Annotated in this window: 18 protein-coding genes; 7 read left to right on the top strand and 11 right to left on the bottom strand. The window is 70.7% G+C overall.

Translation table 11 applies throughout. From position 1 onward, the window contains the following. Window positions 1-14 precede the first annotated feature (14 nt). Entirely contained in the window at window positions 15-3,554 is a 3,540-nt protein-coding gene (gene dnaE / locus KUM38_RS37510; RefSeq protein ID WP_217136520.1) for a DNA polymerase III subunit alpha, read from the bottom strand. Between the two features lie 205 nt (window positions 3,555-3,759). Here dnaE and KUM38_RS37515 point away from each other — a divergent pair, with 205 nt between their 5' ends. The 5 genes from KUM38_RS37515 to KUM38_RS37535 all read left to right on the top strand — a co-directional run bounded on the left by KUM38_RS37515 (window position 3,760) and on the right by KUM38_RS37535 (window position 9,330). Further along, window positions 3,760-5,085, top strand: a complete 1,326-nt coding sequence (locus KUM38_RS37515; protein WP_217136522.1) for a DUF2252 domain-containing protein — start codon at window positions 3,760-3,762, stop codon at window positions 5,083-5,085. Between the two features lie 68 nt (window positions 5,086-5,153). After that, window positions 5,154-5,855, top strand: coding sequence for a hypothetical protein (locus KUM38_RS37520; RefSeq protein WP_217136524.1), 702 nt, complete (start codon window positions 5,154-5,156; stop codon window positions 5,853-5,855). 94 nt (window positions 5,856-5,949) lie between these two features. After that, the gene (locus tag KUM38_RS37525; RefSeq protein WP_217136526.1) at window positions 5,950-6,762 is read left to right on the top strand and encodes a DsbA family protein; all 813 of its coding nucleotides are present in this window, start codon (window positions 5,950-5,952) and stop codon (window positions 6,760-6,762) included. Window positions 6,763-6,852: 90 nt separating this feature from the next. Beyond that, window positions 6,853-8,538, top strand: a complete 1,686-nt coding sequence (locus tag KUM38_RS37530) for an alkaline phosphatase (protein WP_217136528.1) — start codon at window positions 6,853-6,855, stop codon at window positions 8,536-8,538. A 273-nt stretch (window positions 8,539-8,811) separates the two neighbouring features. Next, window positions 8,812-9,330 (top strand): hypothetical protein, encoded by a 519-nt coding sequence (locus tag KUM38_RS37535; RefSeq protein WP_308409143.1) that lies wholly within the window; start codon window positions 8,812-8,814, stop codon window positions 9,328-9,330. A 293-nt stretch (window positions 9,331-9,623) separates the two neighbouring features. On the opposite strand, the gene KUM38_RS37540 is transcribed toward KUM38_RS37535, so the two are convergent. Continuing rightward, complete coding sequence (locus KUM38_RS37540; RefSeq protein ID WP_217136531.1) at window positions 9,624-10,196, bottom strand: dienelactone hydrolase family protein; 573 nt, start codon at window positions 10,194-10,196, stop codon at window positions 9,624-9,626. A gap of 107 nt (window positions 10,197-10,303) precedes the next feature. Between KUM38_RS37540 and KUM38_RS37545 the strand changes: the two genes are divergently transcribed. Next, window positions 10,304-11,419 (top strand): mechanosensitive ion channel family protein, encoded by a 1,116-nt coding sequence (locus tag KUM38_RS37545; RefSeq protein ID WP_217136533.1) that lies wholly within the window; start codon window positions 10,304-10,306, stop codon window positions 11,417-11,419. Between the two features lie 7 nt (window positions 11,420-11,426). On the opposite strand, the gene KUM38_RS37550 is transcribed toward KUM38_RS37545, so the two are convergent. The 6 genes from KUM38_RS37550 to KUM38_RS37575 form a co-directional block, all read right to left on the bottom strand. Next, on the bottom strand, window positions 11,427-12,167 hold the full coding sequence (locus KUM38_RS37550) for an SDR family NAD(P)-dependent oxidoreductase (protein ID WP_217136535.1): 741 nt from the start codon (window positions 12,165-12,167) through the stop codon (window positions 11,427-11,429). Between the two features lie 110 nt (window positions 12,168-12,277). Next, a complete protein-coding gene (locus tag KUM38_RS37555; RefSeq protein WP_217136538.1) occupies window positions 12,278-13,864 on the bottom strand; it encodes a Na+/H+ antiporter in 1,587 nt (528 codons plus the stop codon). 87 nt (window positions 13,865-13,951) lie between these two features. Further along, a complete protein-coding gene (locus KUM38_RS37560; RefSeq protein WP_217136540.1) occupies window positions 13,952-14,419 on the bottom strand; it encodes a GNAT family N-acetyltransferase in 468 nt (155 codons plus the stop codon). Continuing rightward, window positions 14,416-15,360 (bottom strand): RluA family pseudouridine synthase, encoded by a 945-nt coding sequence (locus KUM38_RS37565; RefSeq protein ID WP_217136542.1) that lies wholly within the window; start codon window positions 15,358-15,360, stop codon window positions 14,416-14,418. The genes KUM38_RS37560 and KUM38_RS37565 overlap by 4 nt, the downstream gene beginning before the upstream one ends. Window positions 15,361-15,403: 43 nt before the next feature. Continuing rightward, window positions 15,404-16,006 (bottom strand): signal peptidase II, encoded by a 603-nt coding sequence (gene lspA, locus KUM38_RS37570; protein ID WP_217136544.1) that lies wholly within the window; start codon window positions 16,004-16,006, stop codon window positions 15,404-15,406. A gap of 66 nt (window positions 16,007-16,072) precedes the next feature. After that, entirely contained in the window at window positions 16,073-17,239 is a 1,167-nt protein-coding gene (locus KUM38_RS37575) for a TraR/DksA C4-type zinc finger protein (RefSeq protein ID WP_217136545.1), read from the bottom strand. 581 nt (window positions 17,240-17,820) lie between these two features. On the opposite strand from KUM38_RS37575, the gene ileS reads away from it, so the two are divergent. Continuing rightward, complete coding sequence (gene ileS, locus KUM38_RS37580; protein ID WP_217136546.1) at window positions 17,821-20,964, top strand: isoleucine--tRNA ligase; 3,144 nt, start codon at window positions 17,821-17,823, stop codon at window positions 20,962-20,964. A 338-nt stretch (window positions 20,965-21,302) separates the two neighbouring features. On the opposite strand, the gene KUM38_RS37585 is transcribed toward ileS, so the two are convergent. The 3 genes from KUM38_RS37585 to KUM38_RS37595 are packed head-to-tail and all read right to left on the bottom strand — an operon-like array spanning window position 21,303 to window position 23,557. Next, on the bottom strand, window positions 21,303-22,523 hold the full coding sequence (locus KUM38_RS37585) for a DivIVA domain-containing protein (protein WP_217136547.1): 1,221 nt from the start codon (window positions 22,521-22,523) through the stop codon (window positions 21,303-21,305). A gap of 52 nt (window positions 22,524-22,575) precedes the next feature. After that, window positions 22,576-22,866, bottom strand: coding sequence for a YggT family protein (locus KUM38_RS37590; RefSeq protein ID WP_217136548.1), 291 nt, complete (start codon window positions 22,864-22,866; stop codon window positions 22,576-22,578). 49 nt (window positions 22,867-22,915) lie between these two features. Next, window positions 22,916-23,557 carry a cell division protein SepF gene (locus KUM38_RS37595; protein WP_217136549.1) on the bottom strand — a complete coding sequence of 214 codons (642 nt, stop codon included), beginning with the start codon at window positions 23,555-23,557 and terminating at the stop codon, window positions 22,916-22,918. Window positions 23,558-23,572 lie beyond the last annotated feature (15 nt).

Here is a 23,572-nt window from a genome sequence, read left to right on the forward strand (position 1 = left end):
TCGACCGGACGCCGCTAGCCCGCCAGGCAGGACGGTCCGAGGAGGACCTTCAGATCGCCGAACAGGGCCGGATCCGGCTTCACCCGGTGCCGGTCCAGGCGCAGCACCGTCGTCTTCGTCGGCCCCTGGAGCTTGATCCGCACCTCGCTGTCGCCCTTGTGGTGGGTGAGGATCTCACCGAGCCGGCTGACCATCGGCGGGGTCACGCGGGTGGCCGGGATGGTGAGCACCACGGGCGCGTTGGTGCCGGCGTTGGACAGGTCGGGGACCATCAGCTCCATCGCGACCAGCCGCGGCACGTCCTCCCGCTTGTCGAGCCGGCCCTTGACGAACACCACGGCGTCCTCGACGAGTTGCGTCGAGACGAGCTGGTACGTCGCCGGGAAGAACATGCACTCGATGGAGCCCGCGAGGTCCTCCACGGTGGCGATCGCCCAGGCGTTGCCCTGCTTGGTCATCTTGCGCTGCAGGCCCGAGATGATGCCGCCGATGGTGACCACCGCGCCGTCGCCGAAGTCACCGCCGGTGAGCTGGGAGATGCCCGCGTCGGCCTTGTCGGACAGCACGTGCTCCAGGCCGAACAACGGGTGGTCGGAGACGTAGAGCCCGAGCATCTCGCGCTCCTGGGCGAGCAGGTACGTCTTGTCCCACTCGTCGTCGGTGAAGGTGACGTCGAGGCCGAAGCCGGGCTCGCTGGTCTCCTCCTCCCCCATGCCGCCGAAGAGGTCGAACTGTCCCTCGGCCTCCTTGCGCTTGACCGCGACCACGTTGTCGATCATCGGCTCGTACTGCGCGGTGAGGCCCTTGCGGGTGTGCCCCAGGGTGTCGAAGGCGCCGGCCTTGATCAGCGACTCCGTGGTGCGCTTGTTGCAGGCGACCGCGTCGACCTTGTCGAGGTAGTCGGGGAAGGAGGCGTACTTCCCCTTGGCCTTGCGGCTCTTGATGATCGACTCGACCACGTTCGTACCGACGTTCCGCACGGCCTCCAGGCCGAAGAGGATCACGTCGTCGCCCTGGGCGGCGAAGTTGTGCACCGACTCGTTGACGTTCGGCGGGAGCACCTTGATGCCCATGCGGCGGCACTCGTTGAGGTAGATCGCCGACTTGTCCTTGTCGTCCTTCACCGAGGTGAGCAGCGCGGCCATGTACTCGGCGGGGTGGTTCGCCTTGAGGTAGGCGGTCCAGTACGACACCAGTCCGTACGCGGCGGAGTGCGCCTTGTTGAAGGCGTAGCCGGCGAACGGCACCAGCACGTCCCAGAGGGCCTGGATGGCCTCGTCGCTGTAGCCGTTCTTGCGGGCGCCGGACTGGAAGATGGTGAAGTTCTTCGCCAGTTCCTCGGGCTTCTTCTTGCCCATCACGCGGCGGAGGATGTCGGCCTCGCCGAGCGAGTAGCCGGCGATGATCTGGGCGGCCTTCTGCACCTGCTCCTGGTAGACGATCAGGCCGTAGGTGACGTCCAGGACCTCCTTGAGCGGCTCCTCCAGCTCGGGGTGGATGGGCGTGATGTCCTGCTGGCCGTTCTTGCGCAGGGCGTAGTTGGTGTGCGAGTTCATGCCCATCGGGCCCGGCCGGTACAGGGCCGACACGGCGGAGATGTCCTCGAAGTTGTCCGGCTTCATCAGCCGGAGCAGGGAGCGCATCGGGCCGCCGTCGAACTGGAACACGCCGAGCGTGTCGCCGCGCTGGAGCAGCTCGAAGGTCGTGGGGTCGTCCAGGGGCAGCGACAGCAGGTCGATGTCGATGCCCTTGTTGGCCTTCACCATCTTGACGGCGTCGTCCATGATGGTCAGGTTGCGCAGGCCCAGGAAGTCCATCTTCAGCAGGCCGAGCGACTCGCAGCTCGGGTAGTCCCACTGCGTGATGGTCACGCCGTCGGTGTGCCTGACCCAGACGGGCACGTGGTCGGTGATGGTCTCGCTGGACATGATCACGCCGGCGGCGTGCACGCCCATCTGCCGGACCAGGCCCTCGACGCCCTTGGCGGTGTCGATGACCTTCTTCACGTCCGGCTCGTTCTCGTACATCCCGCGGATCTCGCCGGCCTCGGAGTACCGGGGGTGGCTCGGGTCCGTGATGCCGGAGAGCGGGATGCCCTTGCCCAGGACGTCGGCCGGCATCGCCTTGGTGAGCCGGTCGCCCATCGCGTACGGGTAGCCCAGCACGCGCGCGGAGTCCTTGATGGCGTTCTTGGCCTTGATGGTGCCGTAGGTGCCGATCATGGCGACCTTGTCGGCGCCGTACTTCTCCGTCACGTACCGGATCACCTCGACGCGCCGGCGCTCGTCGAAGTCGATGTCGACGTCGGGCATCGAGATGCGCTCGGGGTTGAGGAACCGCTCGAAGATCAGGCCGTGCGGGATCGGGTCGAGGTCGGTGATGCCGAGGGCGTAGGCGACGATCGAGCCGGCCGCGGAGCCACGGCCGGGGCCGACGGCGATGCCCTGCTTCTTCGCCCACATGATGAAGTCGGCGACGACGAGGAAGTAGCCGGGGAAGCCCATCGAGATGATGGTGTCCATCTCGTACTCGACCTGCTTCATGCGGTCGTCCGGGATGCCGCCCGGGAAGCGGCGCTCCATGCCGCGCATGGTCTCCTCGCGGAACCAGCTGACCTCGGTGTACCCCTCCGGGATGTCGAACTTCGGCATCAGGTCGCGCTTCTCGAACATGCCCGTGGTGTCGACCATCTCGGCGATCAGCCGGGTGTTGGCGCAGCCCTGCTGCCAGGCGTCCGAGGAGTCGATGGCGTACATCTCGTCGGTGGACTTGAGGTAGTAGCCGGTGCCGTCGAACTTGAAGCGGTCGGGGTCGGAGAGGTTCTTGCCGGTCTGGATGCACAGCAGCGCGTCGTGGGCGCCCGCCTCGTGCGCGTACGTGTAGTGCGAGTCGTTGGTGACCAGCGGGGGGATGCCGAGCTTCCTGCCGATCTCCAGCAGGCCGTCGCGGACCCGGTGCTCGATCTCGATGCCGTGGTCCATCAGCTCCAGGAAGTACTTGTCCTTGCCGAAGATGTCCTGGTAGTCGGCGGCGGCCTTGAGGGCCTCGTCGAAGTGGCCGAGGCGCAGCCGGGTCTGCACCTCGCCGGAGGGGCAGCCGGTGGAGGCGACGATGCCCTCGGACCACTTGGCGATGGTCTCCTTGTCCATCCGGGGCCACTTCTGCAGCCAGCCCTCGGCGTACGCGTCGGAGGAGAGCCGGAAGAGGTTGTGCAGACCGGTGCTGTTCACGGCCCACATCGTCTTGTGGGTGTAACCGCCGGAACCGGAGACGTCGTCCCGCTTCTGGTGCGGCTGGCCCCACTGGATCTTGCGCTTGTTGCGCCGGGACTCGGGCGCGACGTACGCCTCGATCCCGATGATCGGGGTGACCCCGGCCTTCTGGGCGGAGTGGAAGAAGTCGTACGCCCCGTGCAGGTTGCCGTGGTCGGACATGGCGATGTGCGTCATGCCCATCTCGTTGCACGCGTTGAACATGTCCTTGAGCCGCGCGGCACCGTCCAGCAGCGAGTACTGGGTGTGGACGTGCAGGTGCGTGAACGGCGGCTTTGACACGGTGCGGCCTCCAAGGAGAACACTCGGCGACGGGCGGGCGGACAGTCCGGGGGACAGCGTCGAAGTCTATGCCCCGGCACTGACACACGGAGCGCATCCCGACGTACCTTCGGGCGGTGGCGCGGGCACTCCCGTGACCCGTCGCACGTTAGGCAGGGGACGGACCAGCCGTCCCGAAAGATCCCGCACCAGGAGGCACAAAGCGATGTCGGTCCCGCAGCTCAACGACGAGCACCGCGGTGAGGAGATCCTCGCCGTCCTCGACACCGCCTTCGGCGAGCTCCTGGCCGCCGACCCGGCCGCGTTCCGGGTGAAGTTCCGGAAGATGGCGGCCTCGGCGTTCGCCTTCTACCGCGGGACGGCGTGCCTCTTCTACCACGATCTGGACGCGGAGAAGCGGGGTGGCCCGTACCTGGACGACCGGACGTCCCGGGTGTGGATCCACGGCGATCTGCACGCGGAGAACTTCGGCACGTACATGGATTCGAACGGCCGCCTGGTCTTCAACGTCAACGACTTCGACGAGGCCTACGTCGGCCCCTTCACCTGGGACCTCAAGCGCTTCGCCGCCTCCGTGGCGCTGATCGGCTACGCGAAGGCGCTCAGCGACGAGCAGATCACCGAGCTGGTCGCCGTCTACGCGACCGCCTACCGGGAGCGGATCCACGCGCTGGCCACCGGCGCGAAGAGCGACGAGGTGCCGCCGTTCACCCTGGACACCGCCCAGGGCCCGCTGCTCGACGCGCTGCGCGACGCCCGCTCGCTGACCCGGTTCGGGCTGCTGGACTCGATGACCGAGATCCGCGACTTCGAGCGCCGCTTCGCCGCCGGCGGCGGCGCGATCGAGCTGGACGCCGCCACCCGCTACAAGGTGCTCGCCGCCTTCGACGGCTATCTGGAGACGCTGCCGGACGCCTCCCTGGCCCGCCCGGACTCCTACCGCGTGAAGGACGTCGTGGGCCGCCGCGGCATCGGCATCGGCTCCGCCGGGCTGCCGTCGTACAACATCCTCCTGGAGGGTCACAGCGACGCCCTGGAGAACGACGTGGTGATCTACATCAAGCAGGCCCAGACCCCGGCCGTCTCCCGGCACATCCCCGACCAGGCCATCCGGGACTACTTCCAGCACGAGGGGCACCGCACGGTGATCTCCCAGCGCGCCCTCCAGGCGCACGCCGACCCGTGGCTGGGCTGGACCGAGCTGGACGGCGCGGGCCAGCTGGTCGCCGAGGTCTCGCCGTACGCCGTGGACCTGGACTGGAGCGACATCGACGAGCCGGAGGAGATCGCCCAGGTCGTCGCCGACCTCGGCCGGGCCACGGCCACGATGCACGCGGCGGCGGACGACACCTCCGGCGAGTCCCTGGTGCCGTTCTCCACCGAGCGCGCCATCGACGCCGCGATCGCCGCCGACGAGGACTCCCTGGTCCCCCTCCTGGTCGAATTCGCGCACGGCTACGGCGCCCGCGCCCGCGCCGACCACCAGACCTTCCTGGACCTGTTCCGCAACGGCAGGATCCCGGGACTCTGACGATCCGCCCGTCCACAGGGACCCTTTAAGGACCCTTTACCGGAGCACGTGACACACTCTTCACCGCCATGGACATATCCGGAACCCAGCTCAGAGCCGTGCGCGCGGCGCTGTTCACGGCCGTCGTCGTGACGCTCAGCACCGCGTCGCACGTGCTGCTGTCCGGGGTTCCGCTGCCGCTGAACACGGTGGCCGCGATCGCCGCCGCCGTGTTCGGGCTGGCGTACGCCCTGGCGGGGCGGGAGCGTTCCTTCGGGCGGATCGCCGCCCTGCTGATCCCGCTGGAGCTGGCCGCCGACACGGTCTTCACCACCGGCCAGCACGTCTGCTACGGCCGGATGGGCGGACCCGTGGCGGGCCCGCTGCGCTCCGTCGGCTTCGACGTGCTGTGCGGCGACGGCACCAGTGTGGGCGCGCCGCTCGCCCGGACCACCGGGCACGCCGCCGAGGGCGGCGACCGGCTGGCGGCCCTGCTGGCGCAGGCCGACCCGGCGACCGCCTGGGCGCTGCTCGGCGCGCACCTCGGGGTCGGCCTGCTGGCCGCCGCCTGGCTGCGCCGCGGCGAGCGGGCGCTGGCCCAGCTGCTGAGCGCGGTGACGGCCACGACGTTCCGGCCGCTGCTGCTCGCGGTCGCCGCGGTGACCGTGCGCCGGGCCCCGGAGGCCCTCCGTCCGGCCCACCCGGTCCGTCGTACCGCCACGGCCCGGACCCTGCTCCTCGCGCACTCCCTGGGGCGGCGCGGACCGCCGTGCTCCCTCACCTTCGCCTGAGGCGATCCCCGCCCCCGCGAACCCCCCGAGCACCAGCAGTCCCCCTACGTATCCCGCACACGACCGTGTGCGCGTCCCCCGTGGAGACATCACCATGAGCAAGCGGAACAGCCAGGCGGCGAAGTCGGCGGCCCGAGAGCGGCTGCGCGTGGAGCGCGAGCGCCAGGCCAAGAAGGCGAAGGTCAGGCGGCAGCTCATCGTCGCCGCCTCGGTCGTCGGCGTGCTGGCCGCGGCCGGCGGCATCGGCTACGCGGTCGTCCAGGCCAACCAGCCCGACTACTGGGAGACCGCGAAGGACGCCAAGCTCGTCAAGCCGGCCAACACCAGCGGCAAGAACGGCACGACCGTCGTCATCGGCGAGTCCGACGCGAAGAAGACCCTCGAGCTGTACGAGGACCCGCGCTGCCCGGTCTGTGCCTCCTTCGAGCAGACGGTCGGCAAGACCATCGAGAAGGACGTCGCGGACGGCAAGTACAAGATCCGCTTCATAGGCGCCTCGTTCCTCGACCGCAACCTGACCGGCGAGGGCTCCAAGAACGCCCTGAGCGCCCTGGGCGCGGCGCTGAACGTCAGCCCCGAGGCGTTCCTCGCCTACAAGAGCGCGCTCTACTCGGCCGAGTACCACCCCGAGGAGACGGACGACAAGTTCAAGGACGACGCGTACCTGATCAAGATCGCCAACACGGTCGACGCCCTGAAGGGCGACAAGGAGTTCCAGTCGGCCGTGAAGGACGGCACCTACGACAAGTGGGCGCTGGAGATGTCCGACGTGTTCGACAACAGCGAGGCCCGGGGCACGCCGACGCTGATGATGGACGGCAAGAAGCTCACCGGTTCCGACGGCGAGAACGCGCCCATGACGGTGGCCGAGTTCAACACGGCGGTCGACGCGGCCCTCAAGGCCTGAACCCCGGCCGGCTGACGGCGCGCTGAAGAGCGGGCGAACTTTCACCGGTTCGCCCGCTCTCACGTGTACCTGTCAGTAACCTGATCGGCTGTGACCAGTCGACAGAGATCATCCGAGAGCGCCGTTCCCGCCACCGCGGACGCCAACTCCCTCGCGCCGCGCCGTCGTACGGTCGTCAGGGCGGCCGCCGCCACCGCGGTGCTGGCCGGACCGCTCGCCGCCGCCCTGCCCGCGCGCGCCGCGACCGCGCAGGCGCCCGCCTTCCTGCACGGCGTGGCCTCCGGCGACCCGCTGCCGGACGGCATCCTGCTGTGGACCCGGGTGACGCCGGTGCCGGAGGCGATACCCGGCTCCGGGCTCGGCCCGGACACCGAGGTGGGCTGGACCGTCGCCCGGGACAAGGCGTTCACCGACGTCGTCGCGAAGGGTTCGACGCTCGCCACCGCCGCCTCCGACCACACCGTCAAGGCGGACGTCCGCGGCCTGCGGCCGGCCACCGACTACTGGTTCCGCTTCTCCGCCGGCGGCACCGACTCGCCCGTCGCCCGCACCCGCACCGCCCCGGCCGCCGACGCCGCCGTGCCCCACCTGCGCTTCGGCGTGGTCTCCTGCTCCAACTGGGAGGCCGGCCACTTCTCGGCGTACCGCCATCTCGCGGCCCGGTCCGACCTGGACGCCTGGCTGCACCTGGGCGACTACCTCTACGAATACGCCGCCGGTGAGTACGGCACCCGCGGCGGGGCCGTCCGCCCGCACACGCCCGCGCACGAGATCGTCACCCTCGCCGACTACCGCGCCCGGCACGGCCAGTACAAGACCGACCCCGACCTCCAGGCCCTGCACCACAGGGCGCCGGTCGTCGCCATCTGGGACGACCACGAGATCGCCAACGACACCTGGTCGGGCGGCGCCGAGAACCACACCGAGGGCGCGGAGGGCGCCTGGGCGGCCCGTCAGGCCGCCGCCAAGCAGGCCTACTTCGAGTGGATGCCGGTACGGCCCGCGATCGCCGGCACCACCTACCGCCGGCTGCGCTTCGGCAAGCTGGCCGACCTCTCGCTCCTTGACCTGCGCTCCTTCCGTTCCCAGCAGGTCTCCCTCGGCGACGGCGAGGTCGACGACCCGGACCGCACGCTCACCGGGCGCGCCCAACTGGACTGGCTGAAGGCGGGACTGACGGCGTCCGACACCACCTGGCGGCTGGTCGGCACCTCGGTGATGATCTCGCCGTTCTCGGTCGGTTCCCTCCCCGCGAGCCTGCTGAAGCCGCTGGCGAAGCTGCTGGGCCTGCCGCAGGAGGGGCTCGCCCTCAACACCGACCAGTGGGACGGCTACACCGACGACCGCCGCGAACTCCTCGCCCACCTGCGCGCGAACGCGATCCGCAACACGGTCTTCCTCACCGGCGACATCCACATGGCGTGGGCCAACGACGTGCCGGTGAACGCCGGCACCTATCCGCTGTCGGCCTCCGCCGCCACGGAGTTCGTGGTCACCTCGGTCACCTCCGACAACCTCGACGACATCGTGAAGGTCCCCGAGGGCACCGTCTCCGCGCTGGCCTCACCGCTGATCCGGGCCGCCAACCGGCACGTCCACTGGGTCGACACCGACCGCCACGGCTACGGCGTACTGGACGTCACCGCCGAGCGGGCGCAGATGGACTACTACGTGCTGTCGAGCCGTACGGAGGCGGACGCCACGTCCGAGTGGGCCCGCTCCTACCGCACCCGCAGCGGCACACAGAAGGCCGAGCGCACCTACGACCCCGTGTAGGCCACTCCCGGAAGGGCGATTTTCGGCCATCTACGACCGCGGAGCGGGCCGTCCAGGACAGATCGCGTCGTTACGGCGGGTGGTGTGGTCCGTGAGTCGAATCCGGACACACCACCCGCCCGGTGGCCGGATCGATGACATCGAGCTCTCGAACTCCGGACGCCGTAACGTTTCCGCATTCGCCACCTTCCCGATTGCCCCTGTTTGACGGGCGATTGATTGGGCCTGATCGCTCCTCTTGGCGTCTGACCATGTGCACGTAATCTCCCGGCGGTGGCCAGGAAGACCCCCGGCCCCTCTCCCCACCGCATCCGCCAGGCCCGTCCCGGCCACGACGAGCACGCCGCCGAGCCGAACGAGATCAGCGAGGCGCGGGCCCGGGCCATGGACACCGACCTGCGGGCCAGGCTCGACAAGCTGCGCACGGCCGGCCGGAGCACCGCGGCCGCCTCGGCGACCGTCCCGGTCTACTTCCACGTCATCCACGACGGCGAGACCGGCAAGCTCAGCTCCGCGGACATCACCGCCCAGCTGGACGTCCTGAACGCCGCGTACGCCGGCCAGGGCACCGGCAACACCGACTCGGGCTTCCAGTTCACGCCGGCCGGCACCGACTACACCGACAACCCCGCCTGGTACACCGTCGGCTACGGCTCGCCGGAGGAGAAGGCGATGAAGACCGCCCTGCACCAGGGCGGCGCGAACGCGCTCAACTTCCACACCGCCGACATCGGCGACGGCCTCCTCGGCTGGGCCACCTTCCCCAGCGAGGCCGGCACCGCCGACCTGTGAAGGGCGCCTCACGAGGAGGCGCCCCACAAGTTGGGCCATCCAGCCCACGCAGTAGAACTTCGCGTCCACCTGCGACAAGTTGTGTCGAAACCCGATCCACAACTTCGTGACTCCGCCGCCCACTTGCGGCAGCTTCCCGCTCGGCCCACTGAGCCTCGCGGCGGTCAAGCCCTGACCGCTGCTCGAAGGCAGGCCGTCACCCTACCGTCTTCCGCCACGCCCCGCTTTCCGCGAAATCAGCCGAGCGCACGCGGCCCGCAGCACTGGGCGTCCTACCGCGCGGCCGGCTGAACCTACTGAAGGCTGTCGAGGAAGCCGAGCGCCACCCGCCAGGTGGCCTCGGCGGCCTCCTCGTCGTAGTCCGGCAGGTCGGGGTCGGTGTAGAGGTGACCCGCCCCCGCGTACCGGTACACCTCGACGTCGGCACCGGCCCGGCCCATCCGCAGGTACCAGGCGGTGAGCCAGTCGTCGGTCTCGAACGGGTCGGGCTCGGCGACGTGCAGCTGCACCGGCAGCTCGTCCACCGAGGCGTTCTCCGCGATGTCCGAGGTGCCGTGCAGGAGCAGCAGTCCGCGGGCCTTGTCGTCACCGAGGGCCAGCGTCTGGGCGACGGAGGCGCCGAAGGAGAACCCCGCGTACACCAGCCCCCGCTCGGAGTAGGGCGCGGCGGCCAGCACGGCCCGCTTCAGCAGCTCGTCCTTGCCGGTCTCCTCCTTGTACGCCATGCCTTCCTCGGCCGTGTCGAACGTGCGGCCCTCGAAGAGGTCGGGCGTCCACACCTCGTGTCCGGCCGCGCGCAGCCGGTCCGCGGCCCGGCGCACCGCGGGCCGCGGACCGTAGGTCGAGTGAAAGAGCATGATGTTCATGCCGTCCATGGTGCCAGCCCGGTGTGACGACGCCGGATCGCGGCACTACCCGCGATCGCGCGGAAGTCACATGTTCATGCCCGCCCGGGCCGGTTAGGTTCGGGGACATGGATGACGTGCTCCGCCCATTGCTCGTGGTCGGCGGCTCGGTCGTGCTCACACTGCTGCTCGGCTGGGCCACCGACCTCCTGCTGCGCAAGGCCGACGAACGCCACCACGAGACCCCGCTGTGGGGTCTGCTGCGCCGCGGCCGGATCCCCTACCAGCTGCTGCTGTGCGCGGCCCTGCTGAGAGGGTCGTACGACGAGGCGGACCTGCTGCCGGACCACGAGGCCGTCATCGGCCGGACCCTGACCCTGGTGCTGATCGGCTCGGCCGCCTGGCTGGCGATCCGTATCGCGGCCGCGGTCGTCGAGACCACGTACACGCGGTACGCCAGTAACCACCGCGAGCGCGACCCGGCGCGGGTCCGCCGGGTGCGCACCCAGGTGACGCTGATCCGGCGGGTGGTCTCCGCGATCGTCGGTGTGGTGGCGGTGGCCGCGATGCTGCTGACCTTCCCCGCGATGCAGGCGGCCGGGGCCTCGTTGCTGGCCTCGGCCGGCATCCTCGGCATCGTCGCCGGTGTGGCCGCCCAGTCCACGCTGAGCAACATGTTCGCCGGGCTGCAGATCGCCTTCGGCGACATGGTGCGCATCGGGGACACGGTGGTCGTGGACGGCGAGTGGGGCACCGTCGAGGAGATCACGCTGACCTTCCTGACCGTGCGCACCTGGGACGAGCGACGGATCACCATGCCCGTGTCGTACTTCACGTCCAAGCCGTTCGAGAACTGGTCGCGCGACACGCCGCAGATGACCGGCACCGTCTTCTGGCACCTCGACCACTCGGCCCCGCTGGAGGCGATGCGCGGCAAGCTCCGCGACATCCTGCGGGAGTGCCCGGCCTGGGACGGCCGCGCCTACAACCTGAACGTGACGGACAGCACGCCCAGCACGATGGAGGTGCGGGCCCTGGTGACGGCCAAGGACGCGGACGACATCTGGACGGTACGGGTCGAGGTCCGCGAGCAGATGATCCGCTGGCTGGCCGACGCGCACCCGTACGCGCTGCCCCGGGTCAACACGGCCGACGCGGTGCTGCCGCCCCGACTCGACGGCCACCGCTCCCCCGACGGCGTGCCGGCGGCCCGTCGCGCGCACCAGCATCCGAGGGAGCGCTGACCCGCTCTCAGTGGCCGCGTTCGGCGCCGCCGTTGACCTGGACGATCTGGGAGGTGATGTGCGCGGCGCCCGGGGAGGCGAGCCAGTGCAGGGTCGCGGCGACGTCCCCGGGCGTTCCGGCACGCCCGTCCAGGGTCTCCGCGACCAGCCGGGCGCGCAGTTCCTCGTCGATGCCGTCGCCGAAGAAGGCGGTGTCCTCGATGTAGCCGGGGGCGACCACGTTCACGGTGATGCCGTGCGGGCCCAGTCTCCGGGCCAGGTCATGGGCGTACGGGTGCAGCCCGGCCTTGGCCGCCGCGTACGCCACCTGTCCGTGGCCCCGGTAGGCGGCGATGGAACCGAGGAACAGCACGCGCCCGCCGGGTTCGGCGAGCCGGGCCCGCAGGGCCTCGGTGAGCAGGGCGGCGGTCAGCAGGTTGAGCCGGAAGTTGACCGTCCAGGAGCGGGCGACGGCGTCGAGCGGGTCGTCGCCGCCGGACTGGGGCTCGAGGAGCCCGTTGCCCCCGGCGCTGTGGATCAGCACGTCCACCGCGCCGAACTCCCGTCCCACGAAGCCGGCGACCCCCCGCACCGCTGCGGGGTCCGCGAGATCGGCGGCGTACGTCAGCGCGTCCGGCACCTTCGCCCGCTCCAGCACATCCCGACGCCGACCGAGCAGCAGCACCCGGTCCCCGTCGGCGGCGAACACCCGTGCGGTGGCGAGCCCGATCCCGGTACCGCCTCCACTGATCACAACATTCCGGTTCATAACGGCACTTTACGAACGAAAAGCCGCCAAAGGCGTCAAGCTCCTACGGGAAACGCCCACTTCCCGACCAACCGAAACGGGCGGTGCACGGGTGGGAGACCCGCGAAGCGTCAGCGCAGGCTGCGCACATCCAGATGCCGCAGCACCCGGTCCACGACCGCCGGGTCCGCCCCCGACTCACTCCGCGCCGCGATCACCTCGTGTCGCGCCGCGCTCAGCATCTCCCGCTGGATCGCCCGCACCCGCTTCAACCGCCGCGCCCGCTGCCGGTGTGCCTCCCGCCGCTCGTCGTCCGCGAGGTCGGGGCTGATCCGCACCCCGATGTCGAAGGCGCTGCGCAGCATCTGCTCGAACAGCTCCTCCGGCAGTTCCTCGGCCTCCTCGATCTCGCGCAGCCTGCGCTTCGCCGCCCTGGCCGCGCGGACCGCCAGGTCGCGCTCGAACCGCTTCTCCCGCCCGCTGTCGGCCCGCACTCCCAGCCGCCCCACCAGCCACGGCAGACTCAGCCCCTGCACCAGCAGGGTCGCCATGATCACGCCGAACGCGATGAAGACGATCTCGTCCCGGCCGGGGAAGTCACCTCCGGTGTCGGTCTCCAGCGGGATGGCCAGCGCCAGTGCGACGGAGGCCACCCCGCGCATCCCGGACCACCACATCACCACGGTCTCGCGCCAGCTCACCGGGATCTCCTCGGCGGTGTCCCGCGCGGCGTGCAGCCGTTTCGTCAGCCAGGTCGCCGGCAGCAGCCACAGCAGCCGTACCAGGACCACCACACCCACGACCGCCGCCGCCCAGGTCAGCAGTTCGCCCCAGTGACCGGCCGCGGTCCGCACCGCGTTGTGCAGTTCGAGCCCGACCAGCCCGAACGCGACCCCGGTGACGAGGGTGTCGACGATGTCCCAGAAGGTGTGCCCGGCGAGCCGGGTCATGACGTCGTCGGCGTCGGTGGCGTACTCGACGAGGAACAACGCGGTGGTGAGCACGGCGAGCACACCCGAGCCGTGCAGTTCCTCGGCCAGGACGTAGGAGGCGTACGGCACGAGCAGGCTCAGCCCGATCTGCAGGGTCGCGTCCCCGAGCAGATCCATCAGCTTGTTCGCGCCCCAGCCCAGCGCGAGCCCGACCGCCACCGCCACCACGGCCGACAGCACCAGGTCGAGCCCGGCCTCCCAGACCGAGAAGCCACCGCTCACGGCGGCGGCGATCGCCACGTTGTAGAGGACGATGGCCGTGACGTCGTTGAAGAGCCCCTCGCCCTCCAGGATCGACACCAGCCGGCGCGGCAGCCCCAGCTTCCCGGCGACGGCGGTCGCCGCGACCGGGTCGGGCGGCGCGACCAGCGCGCCGAGGGCGAAGGCGGCGGCGAGCGGCAGTCCCGGCACGATCGCGTGGGCGACGACGGCCACGCACAGCATGGTGACGAAGACCAGCGCCACCGCGAGCAGCAGGATCGGTCTGACGTTCGCCGCGAACTGCCGCCAGGAGGTCCGTCGTACGGCGGCGTACAGCAGGGGCGGCAGCAGCAGCGGGAGGATCAGGTCGGGCGGGATGTCGACGTTCGGCACGAACTCCAGCAGCGCCAGCACGGCTCCGAGGACCGTCATCAGCACCGGTGCCGGCAGCCCCAGCCGCTCCCCGACCGGGACGCTCACCACGGCCCCGAGCAGCAGGGCGAACAGCAGGGTCAACTGGTCCACGGTCACGGCTCCGGGCGCATCGACGATCGGCGGGCGGATCTCCACCCTGCCACGCCGACGCCCTCACCAGGCCGTTCGCGGCCCCGGCTACAGGACGCGCCGCATGGCCCGGTGCGGTATCCCCGCGTCCGGGAACTCGGGCCCGTACGCCTCGTAGCCCAGCCGCTCGTAGAAACCGAGGGCGTGCGTCTGCGCGTGCAGGTCGACGGCGGTGAGGCCCCGCGCGCGGGCCGCCTCCTCGATGGCCCGCACCAGCGCCGCCCCGGCCCCGAGGCCCCGCGCCCGGCGCGTCACCGCGAGCCGGCCGAGCGAGCCGACCGCCGGGTCGCCGCCGTTCTTCGCCGCGGCGGCCTCGCCGTGCAGCAGGCGTCCGGTGCCCAGCGGGGTGCCGTCCTCCCCGACCGCCAGCACGTGGACGGCGCCGGCGTCGTAGGCGTCGTACTCGATGTCCTCGGGGACGCCCTGCTCGGCGACGAAGACCTCCTTGCGGACCGCGAAGCACGCCTCGCGGTCGGCGGCCTCCTCCGCCACGCGGACCACGAAGGCGGCGCTCATGCGTAGGTCTCCTCGCGGACCTGGTCCAGCGCCTGCTGCAGGTCGTCCGGGTAGTCGCAGGAGAACTCCACCCACTGTCCGTCGCCGGGGTGCTCGAAGCCGAGGCGTACGGCGTGCAGCCACTGGCGGGTCAGCCGGAGCCGCTTGGCCAGCGTGGGGTCGGCGCCGTAGGTCAGGTCGCCGACGCAGGGGTGCCGGTGGGCGGCCATGTGGACGCGGATCTGGTGGGTGCGGCCGGTCTCCAGCTTGACGTCGAGGAGGGAGGCGGCGCGGAAGGCCTCGATGAGGTCGTAGTGCGTGACGGACGGCTTGCCGTCGGCGGTGACCGCCCACTTGTAGTCGTGCTGCGGGTGACGGCCGATGGGGGCGTCGATGGTGCCGCTGGTGGGGTCGGGGTGGCCCTGGACGAGCGTGTGGTAGCGCTTGTCGACCGTGCGCTCCTTGAACTGGCGCTTCAGCGACGTGTACGCGTACTCCGACTTGGCGACGACCATGAGGCCGGAGGTGCCGACGTCGAGGCGGTGCACGATGCCCTGGCGCTCGGCGGCGCCGGAGGTCGAGATGCGGTACCCGGCGGCGGCGAGGCCACCGATCACGGTCGGGCCGGACCAGCCCGGCGAGGGGTGGGCGGCGACGCCGACGGGCTTGACGATCACGACCACGTCGTCGTCGTCGTGCACGATCTCCATGCCCTCGACCGGCTCGGCGACCACCTGCACCGGCGCGGGCGCCTGCGGCATCTCCACCTCGAGCCAGGCGCCGCCGCTGACCCGCTCGGACTTGCCGACCACCGATCCGTCGACCGTGACCTTCCCCGCTGCGGCGAGCTCGGCCGCCTTGGTGCGGGAGAAGCCGAACATGCGGGAGATGGCGGCGTCGACGCGCTCGCCCTCCAGGCCGTCGGGCACGGGCAGGGTACGGATCTCGGGAATCGTGCTCACCCGTCGAGTATGCCGGACGGGTCCGACAACCCCGTAGGCGCGTTCAGTCCTTGTGGACGGTGCCGTCCGGGTCGAGGCCGCGGAACGACAGCAGCACGATCAGGATGCCGCCGCACACGATCGCCGAGTCCGCCAGGTTGAACACGGCGAAGTGCTTGGGCGCGATGAAGTCGACCACCGCGCCCTCGAAGACGCCCGGCGAGCGGAAGATCCGGTCGGTGAGGTTGCCCAGGGCGCCGCCGAGCAGCAGGCCCAGCGCGATCGCCCACGGCAGGCTGTAGAGCTTGCGGGCGAGGCGGATGATCACCACGATCACGGCTGCCGCGATCACCGTGAAGATCACGGTGAAGGCCTCGCCGAAGCCGAAGGCCGCGCCCGCGTTGCGGATCGCCTCGAACCTCAGCCAGTCCCCGATGATCTCGATGGGCTCGTGGTGCTCCAGCTTGGCGACCACGATCATCTTGCTGATCAGATCGAGGGCGTACGCGAACGCGGCGACGGCGAACAGCACGGCGATCCGCCGCTTGCCGCGGGGCCCTCCGGCCTCCGCCTCCGCCGCCGTCCCCTCGGTGCCGGCCCGCTCCCGCTCCCCCCGGTCCGCGTCCGGGGTGTCCGGCGTACCGATGATGCGCTCCGCCTCTGCCACGTGAGTCCCTCAACCTAGGTACCTGACTAAAGGATGAGGGTACGGCACGCCCCGCGCGGCCGCCGATCAGTACCGTCGCTCCTGCTTCTGCTTGCACTCGACGCACAGGGTGGCCCGGGGAAAGGCCTGCATACGAGCCTTTCCGATGGGATTGCCGCAGTTCTCGCACAGGCCGTAGGTACCGGCGTCGAGCCGCTGGAGGGCGCGCTCGAACTGGCTGAGCATCTCGCGCGCGTTCGCGGCGAGCGCGAGTTCGTGCTCGCGCGTGATGTTCTTGGTGCCGGTGTCGGCGTCGTCGTCGCCCGCGCCGTCGCCGGAGTCCCGCATCAGGCCGGCCAGCGACTGCTCGGAGGAGGCGATCTCCTCGCGCAGCCGCAGCACCTCGGACGTCAGCTCGGCCCGCGCCTCCTGGGCCTCTTCCGGAGTCCAGGGCTCCTCGCCCGGACGTACCGCGAGGTCGCCCGGGCCCGCCGTGCCGATCCGGGCTTTGGGTACGGGGCTCTTCGCCGCCGTGGCCGTGCCAGGAGTCTTCTTCGCACCCACCGTCGTCACTCCCGTCTGCGCCGCGGCATCCACCGCGCCCGCGTCATCGGCCGTGCTGTGCCCGGCCACATCCTCTACGGACCCACTGGCCCCGGCGGCGCCGCTCCCCGAGCGACCCGCCTCCGGGGACCCCGCGGAAACCGCCCCCGGGGCGGCCCCCTTCCCCGGCACCTCACCGGCCACCTTCTCTCGGCCCTTCTTCCCCGCCGCGGACGGCTTCCCCGCCGCGGACGGCTTCCCGGGCGCGGACGCCTTCTCGACGGCCGCTTCCCCGGCCGCCTTCCGCGCGGGTGCCCTCTTCGCCGAGGCGTCCTTCGCCACCGCCTTCCGCCCCGTCGCCTTCCCCGCCGACGTCTTCCCCGCGGGCGGCTTCTTCACCGACGCCTCCTCGACGGGCGCGGCCTCGGCCGCCGCCCCCCGCGCGATGGCCTCGTCGGCGGGTTCCTTCCCGGCCGTGGCCTTCTTGACCGACGCCTTCTTCACGGGTGACGCGGCGGGCAGCCCGGTCGCCACCGTCACTCCGTCGTGAGCCGTGCGCGCCGCCGCCTCCTCGGCGGCGCCCGCCGCCTTCTTCGCCCTCTTCCTCGCCGCCGCCTCGGCAGGCGCCCTCTCCCTGGCCCCGCCGCCATGAGCGGGTCCGGGCCTGCCGGACGGTGCCGGCTGCTGTACGGCGGTCTTCTTCGCCACCATGGCCGCGGCCCCTTCACATATTGTGATCTTGCGCGCAAATCGTTATGGGACGATAAATCGACTCGAGTCCCGCGGCAACGGGGCACACCGCCCGATTCCCTCGCCCCGCGGGCGCCGCGCGGCGAACCTGCATGCGTTGTGCCCAGCTCCCCGCCGGGTATGCCGCCGACATGGACGTCCCCGGGATCCGGACGGGCGCACCTCGCCATTCGAGGTACGCCGGGTCGTACGGCGAGCGGAAATCCGGTCGGCCGCCGTCCCCTCCGCGCCGTACACTGGGCGGAGCGAAAAGCGTGGATGGGGACGAGTAGCGGCGTACGCAGCCCAGAGCGACCCGGGGACGGTGTGAGCCCGGGGGCGAGCGCGACGTGAAGATCACCCCGGAGCCGCCGGAAGAAACCCCTGTACGGGGCGGTAGAACCGGTATCGCGACCCCAATGAGGGGGCTCACCGGAGCGCACGTCGCACCGGGGGGCCAAGGAGGGTGGTACCGCGGGAGCGCGCCGACGGCGGCGCAGAGATCGACACAGCTCTCGTCCCTCCGGACGGAAGGCAGCAAGTCCGCCGGAGGAAGCCCGCTGATGACAACGCCGACGTACCGCCAGGTACCCGCCCAGGTCGACCTGCCCGCCCTCGAGCACGCGGTGCTCGACTTCTGGCGCGAGCAGAAGATCTTCGCCAAGAGCCTGGAGCAGTCCGAGGGACGCCCCGAATGGGTGTTCTACGAGGGTCCGCCCACCGCCAACGGCATGCCCGGCGCCCACCACATCGAGGCCCGCGTCTTCAAGGACGTCTTCCCCCGCTTCCGCACCATGCGCGGCTACCACGTGGCCCGCAAGGCCGGCTGGGACTGCCACGGCCTCCCGGTGGAGCTGGCCGTCGAGAAGGAGCTCGGCTTCTCCGGCAAGCAGGACATCGAGGCGTACGGCATCGCCGAGTTCAACGCCAAGTGCCGCGAGTCGGTGACCCGCCACACCGACGCCTTCACCGAGCTGACGACCCGCATGGGCTACTGGGTCGACCTCGACGACGCCTACCGCACCATGGACCCGGAGTACGTCGAGTCCGTCTGGTGGTCGCTGAAGGAGATCTTCGGCAAGGGCCTGCTGGTCCAGGACCACCGCGTCGCCCCCTGGTGCCCCCGCTGCGGCACCGGCCTGTCCGACCACGAGCTGGCACAGGGCTACGAGACGGTCGTCGACCCGTCCGTCTACGTCCGCTTCCCGCTCACCTCAGGACCGCTGGCCGGCGAGGCGGCGCTGGTGGTGTGGACGACCACGCCGTGGACCCTGGTGTCCAACACGGCGGTCGCCGCCCACCCCGAGGTCACCTACGTCGTCGCCACGAACGGCGAGGAGAAGCTCGTCGTCGCCGAACCGCTGCTCGCCAAGGCCCTCGGCGAGGGCTGGGAAGCCACCGGCCGGTCCTTCACCGGCGCCGAGATGGAGCGCTGGACGTACCGGCGCCCCTTCGAGCTGGTGGAGTTCCCCGAGCCCGCCCACTACGTGGTGAACGCCGAGTACGTCACCACCGAGGACGGTACGGGTCTGGTCCACCAGTCCCCCGCCTTCGGTGAGGACGACCTCAAGGTCTGCCGCTCCTACGGCCTGCCGGTGGTCAACCCGGTCCGCCCCGACGGCACCTTCGAGGAGGACGTCCCCCTGGTCGGCGGCGTCTTCTTCAAGAAGGCCGACGAGAAGCTCACCGCGGACCTCGACGAGCGCGGCCTGCTCTTCAAGCACATCCCGTACGAGCACAGCTACCCGCACTGCTGGCGCTGCCACACCGCCCTGCTCTACTACGCGCAGCCGTCCTGGTACATCCGCACCACGGCCGTCAAGGACCGCCTGCTCCAGGAGAACGAGAAGACCAACTGGTTCCCGGACTCCGTCAAGCACGGCCGGTTCGGCGACTGGCTGAACAACAACATCGACTGGGCGCTGTCCCGCAACCGCTACTGGGGCACCCCGCTGCCGATCTGGCGCTGCGAGGACGACCACCTCACGGTCGTCGGCTCCCGCGCGGAGCTGACCGAGCTGACCGGCACCGACCAGTCCGGGCTCGACCCGCACCGCCCCTACATCGACGAGGTCACCTTCGGCTGCCGCCACGACGGCTGCGGGAAGACGGCCACGCGCGTGCCGGAGGTCATCGACGCCTGGTACGACTCGGGCTCGATGCCGTTCGCGCAGTGGGGCTACCCGTACAAGAACAAGGAGCTGTTCGAGAGCCGGTACCCGGCGCAGTTCATCTCCGAGGCCATCGACCAGACCCGCGGCTGGTTCTACACGCTGATGGCGGTCGGCACCCTGGTCTTCGACAAGTCGTCGTACGAGAACGTCGTCTGCCTCGGTCACATCCTCGCCGAGGACGGCCGCAAGATGTCCAAGCACCTGGGCAACATCCTGCAGCCGATCCCGCTGATGGACCAGCACGGCGCCGACGCGGTCCGCTGGTTCATGGCGGCCGGCGGTTCCCCGTGGGCGGCCCGCCGGGTGGGCCACGGCACCATCCAGGAGGTCGTCCGCAAGACGCTGCTGACGTACTGGAACACGGTCGCCTTCCAGGCCCTGTACGCCCGTACGTCGAACTGGGCGCCGAGTGAGGCCGACCCGGCCCCGGCCGACCGCCCGGTCCTGGACCGCTGGCTGCTCTCCGAACTGCACGCGCTCACCGACCAAGTGACCCAGGCGCTGGAGGGCTACGACACCCAGCGCGCCGGCAAGCTGCTGTCCGCGTTCGTCGACGACCTGTCGAACTGGTACGTCCGCCGCTCCCGGCGCCGCTTCTGGCAGGGCGACAAGGCCGCGCTGCGCACGCTGCACGAGGTCGTCGAGACCGTGACGAAGCTCATGGCGCCGCTGACCCCGTTCATCACCGAGCGGGTCTGGCAGGACCTGATCGTCCCGGTCACCCCGGGCGCCCCGGAGTCGGTGCACCTGTCCTCGTGGCCGGAGGCGGACCTGTCCGCGATCGACCCGGAGCTGTCGAAGCAGATGGTGCTGGTGCGGCGGCTCGTGGAGCTGGGCCGGGCCACGCGCGCGGAGTCCGGCGTGAAGACCCGCCAGCCGCTGAAGCGCGCGCTGATCGCGGCGGGCGGCTTCGCGGCCCTCGACCCGGAGCTGCACACGCAGATCACCGAGGAGCTGAACGTCGAGTCCCTGGCGTCCCTGTCCGAGGTGGGCGGCTCGCTGGTGGACACCACGGCGAAGGCCAACTTCCGCGCGCTGGGCAAGCGGTTCGGCAAGCGGGTCCAGGATGTCGCCAAGGCCGTCGCGAACGCGGACGCGGCGGCGCTGTCCCTGGCGCTGCGCGAGGGCACGGCCTCGGTGGAGGTCGACGGTGAGACGATCACCCTCGCCCCGGACGAGGTGATCATCACGGAGACCCCGCGCGAGGGCTGGTCCGTGGCGTCCGACGCCGGTGCCACGGTCGCCCTGGACCTGGAGATCACGGAGGAGCTGCGCCGCGCGGGCCTGGCCCGGGACGCCATCCGCCTGATCCAGGAGGCCCGCAAGAACAGCGGCCTGGACGTGGCCGACCGGATCGCCCTGCGCTGGACGGCCACGGAGCCCGCGACGGTCGCCGCGCTGACCGATCACTCCGCCCTGATCGCGGACGAGGTCCTCGCCACGGACTTCGCCCAGGGCACGGCGGACGACACGTACGGGGACGCCTTCACGGACGAGGGCCTGTCGCTGACGTTCCGCCTGCGGAAGGCGTAAGGCTCCCGGTGAGCCCCGCGCCCCCAGGGGCGCGGGGCCGTGTCGGTACGCGCCTCTGCCGCCGCGCGGGCGCGGCCGGCCACGCACCACCCGCGGACGCCGGACGGCATGCCCCTACGGACGGGAAGGCACGACGCGACGCCGAAGGCCCGGCCCACCAAAAAATCTTGGTGGGCCGGGCCTTCGGCGTTGCGTGCGTCGGACACCACAGGCAAGCCCGAACAAACACCACAAACCCCGTGCACACACGTGGCACAAGGGCGGGCCCCGGGTTCGTGAACCCGGGGCCCGCCCTGAACGCTGCCGACTGCTACGCCGTACTCATGGCCGAAGGGCCGTCAGTTGTCGTCCTCGTCGATCAGGAAGCCGCGCATCGGCGAGGGAGCCTGACCCATCGGCGACGGGCCCTGCGGACGCACCGGCGCCATCGGCTGGGTCATCGCCGGCTGCATCTGCTGCTGACCGCCACCGTAGGACGGACCGCCCTGACCGCCACCCATCGTCTGGTTGCCGCCGTAGGACGGCGCACCGGCACCGGCCGGAGCCATCGAGGGCGCCGGGGACGGCGGCAGCGACGGCGCGGCGCTCGCGGGCTGGCGCGGCGGGGCGAGCGAGTCGTCCGCCTGCGTCTCCAGCTGGCGCAGCTGCGACTCCAGGTAGGACTTCAGCCGCGTGCGGTACTCGCGCTCGAAGCCGCGCAGGTCCTCGACCTTGCGCTCCAGCGTGGCGCGGGCGGACTCCAGGGAGCCCATCGCGACGCGGTGCTTCTCCTGCGCGTCCCGCTCCAGGGCGTCCGCCTTGGCACGGGCGTCCCGCTCGAGGCCCTCGGCACGCGAACGCGCCTCGCCCACGATCTTGTTGGCCTCGGAACGGGCCTCCGCGATCGCCTGGTCGGCGGTCTGCTGGGCCAGCGACAGGACGCGCGCGGCGCTGTCGCCACCGGGGCCACCCTGACCGGGCATCCCGGGGCCACCCTGGCCGGGCATCCCGGGACCGCCCATGGGACCGCCCATCGGGCCACCAGGGCCCATCTGCCCCTGCATCGGGCCCTGCCCCATCGGGCCCTGACCCATCGGGCCGCCCTGGCCCATCGGCCCGGGACCCTGACCCATCGGCCCGGGACCCTGGCCCATGGGGCCGGGACCCTGCGGGCCGCCCTGTCCGCCGGGGCCGGCGGGCAGCTGAGGAGCACCGCTCGGCAGCTGGGGCGGACCACCCATGGGGCCACCCATCTGCTGCTGCGGCGGGCCCGATATGCCGGCGGGCACCGGAGCGCCGGGACCTCGCATGCCCTGCTGGGGCATGCCCTGGGGCGGTCCCTGCTGTTGCTGCTGCTGGTCCTGCGGCTCGGGAGGCTTGCGCATGTTCTGCTGGTTCTGGGCAGCAGCGCGCGTGGCCGCGGCCAGCTTGGCGCGCAGGTCCTCGTTCTCGCGGAGCAGGCGCGTCAGTTCGGCTTCGACCTCGTCGAGGAAGGCATCGACCTCGTCCTCGTCATAGCCTTCTCGGAGGCGGACGGTCGTGAACTGCTTGTTCCGCACGTCCTCGGGGGTCAACGGCATCTCTTCACCTCAACGTAGTCATCGGCAGTCGGCAAGACCGTATCGTCCACAGTCACCTCGCGAGATTGCCCACGATCGAGATCAGGATGTAGACGATGATCATCAGGACGAAGAAGGACAGGTCGAGCGCCACGCCCCCGAGACGCAGCGGCGGGATGACCCGCCGCAGAAGCTTCAGCGGTGGATCGGTGACAGTGTAGGTGGCCTCCAGGACGACCACCATCGCCTTGCCGGGTTGCCACGAGCGGGCGAACTGGAACACGTAATCCATGACCAAACGGAAGATCAGCACGATGAGGAACACCATCAGCGCGATGTAGATCACCTGCGCGAACACGCTCATGGCCTGCTTTTCCCTCTCCCCTGTACCGCTCTTCGTCCGGTCCTGCGTCTCAGCTCTGGTTGAAGAACCCGCCCTCTGCGATGCGGGCCTTGTCCTCCGCCGTGACATCGACGTTAGCAGGCGACAACAGGAACACCTTCTGCGTCACCCGCTCAATGCTGCCGTGAAGACCAAACACCAGACCGGCCGCAAAGTCGACAAGTCGCTTCGCGTCTGTGTCATCCATCTCAGTCAGATTCATGATCACCGGCGTGCCTTCACGGAAGTGTTCCCCGATGGTACGGGCCTCGTTGTAGGTCCGGGGGTGAAGTGTGGTGATCCGGTAAGGCTCTCGTTCCGACACGACCTTGGGCATGATCACCGGTGCGTTCTTCTCCAGGCTCGCGCGTTCTTGTGTGATGGATGCCACGGGCGCGATCCGCGCCGGACGTGGCGATTCCGCGGGGAGCGAAGCGGATCGGGCGATCGGTTCGCGCGGTGCGGGAGGATGGACGACTCGCACCTCTTCGTCCCTTTGGGGCTGGTGTGAAACATGTGCCTGGTGGGACGGTTCGTGCCGCCGGTGGTCCCGCTCGGGCTCCGGATCGAGTTCGGGTTCAAAGTCGTCGTCTGGGTCGAATCCGCGGCCGTCGTACCCATCGTCCTCCACGAGGCCGAGGTAGACCGCCATCTTGCGCATCGCGCCGGCCATGCTCCGAGTCCTCCG

This window comes from Streptomyces sp. AC558_RSS880, from assembly GCF_019049255.1.
Taxonomy (GTDB): domain Bacteria; phylum Actinomycetota; class Actinomycetes; order Streptomycetales; family Streptomycetaceae; genus Streptomyces.

Coding starts and splice junctions, on each gene's coding strand:
- KUM38_RS37540 (WP_217136531.1), bottom strand. CDS start 10,196: ATGAACATCATGCTCTTTCACTCGACCTACGGTCCGCGGCCCGCGGTG.
- KUM38_RS37560 (WP_217136540.1), bottom strand. CDS start 14,419: ATGAGCGCCGCCTTCGTGGTCCGCGTGGCGGAGGAGGCCGCCGACCGC.
- KUM38_RS37515 (WP_217136522.1), top strand. CDS start 3,760: ATGTCGGTCCCGCAGCTCAACGACGAGCACCGCGGTGAGGAGATCCTC.
- KUM38_RS37525 (WP_217136526.1), top strand. CDS start 5,950: ATGAGCAAGCGGAACAGCCAGGCGGCGAAGTCGGCGGCCCGAGAGCGG.
- KUM38_RS37585 (WP_217136547.1), bottom strand. CDS start 22,523: ATGCCGTTGACCCCCGAGGACGTGCGGAACAAGCAGTTCACGACCGTC.
- KUM38_RS37590 (WP_217136548.1), bottom strand. CDS start 22,866: ATGAGCGTGTTCGCGCAGGTGATCTACATCGCGCTGATGGTGTTCCTC.
- KUM38_RS37550 (WP_217136535.1), bottom strand. CDS start 12,167: ATGAACCGGAATGTTGTGATCAGTGGAGGCGGTACCGGGATCGGGCTC.
- KUM38_RS37520 (WP_217136524.1), top strand. CDS start 5,154: ATGGACATATCCGGAACCCAGCTCAGAGCCGTGCGCGCGGCGCTGTTC.
- ileS (WP_217136546.1), top strand. CDS start 17,821: ATGACAACGCCGACGTACCGCCAGGTACCCGCCCAGGTCGACCTGCCC.
- KUM38_RS37595 (WP_217136549.1), bottom strand. CDS start 23,557: ATGGCCGGCGCGATGCGCAAGATGGCGGTCTACCTCGGCCTCGTGGAG.
- KUM38_RS37575 (WP_217136545.1), bottom strand. CDS start 17,239: ATGGTGGCGAAGAAGACCGCCGTACAGCAGCCGGCACCGTCCGGCAGG.
- KUM38_RS37545 (WP_217136533.1), top strand. CDS start 10,304: ATGGATGACGTGCTCCGCCCATTGCTCGTGGTCGGCGGCTCGGTCGTG.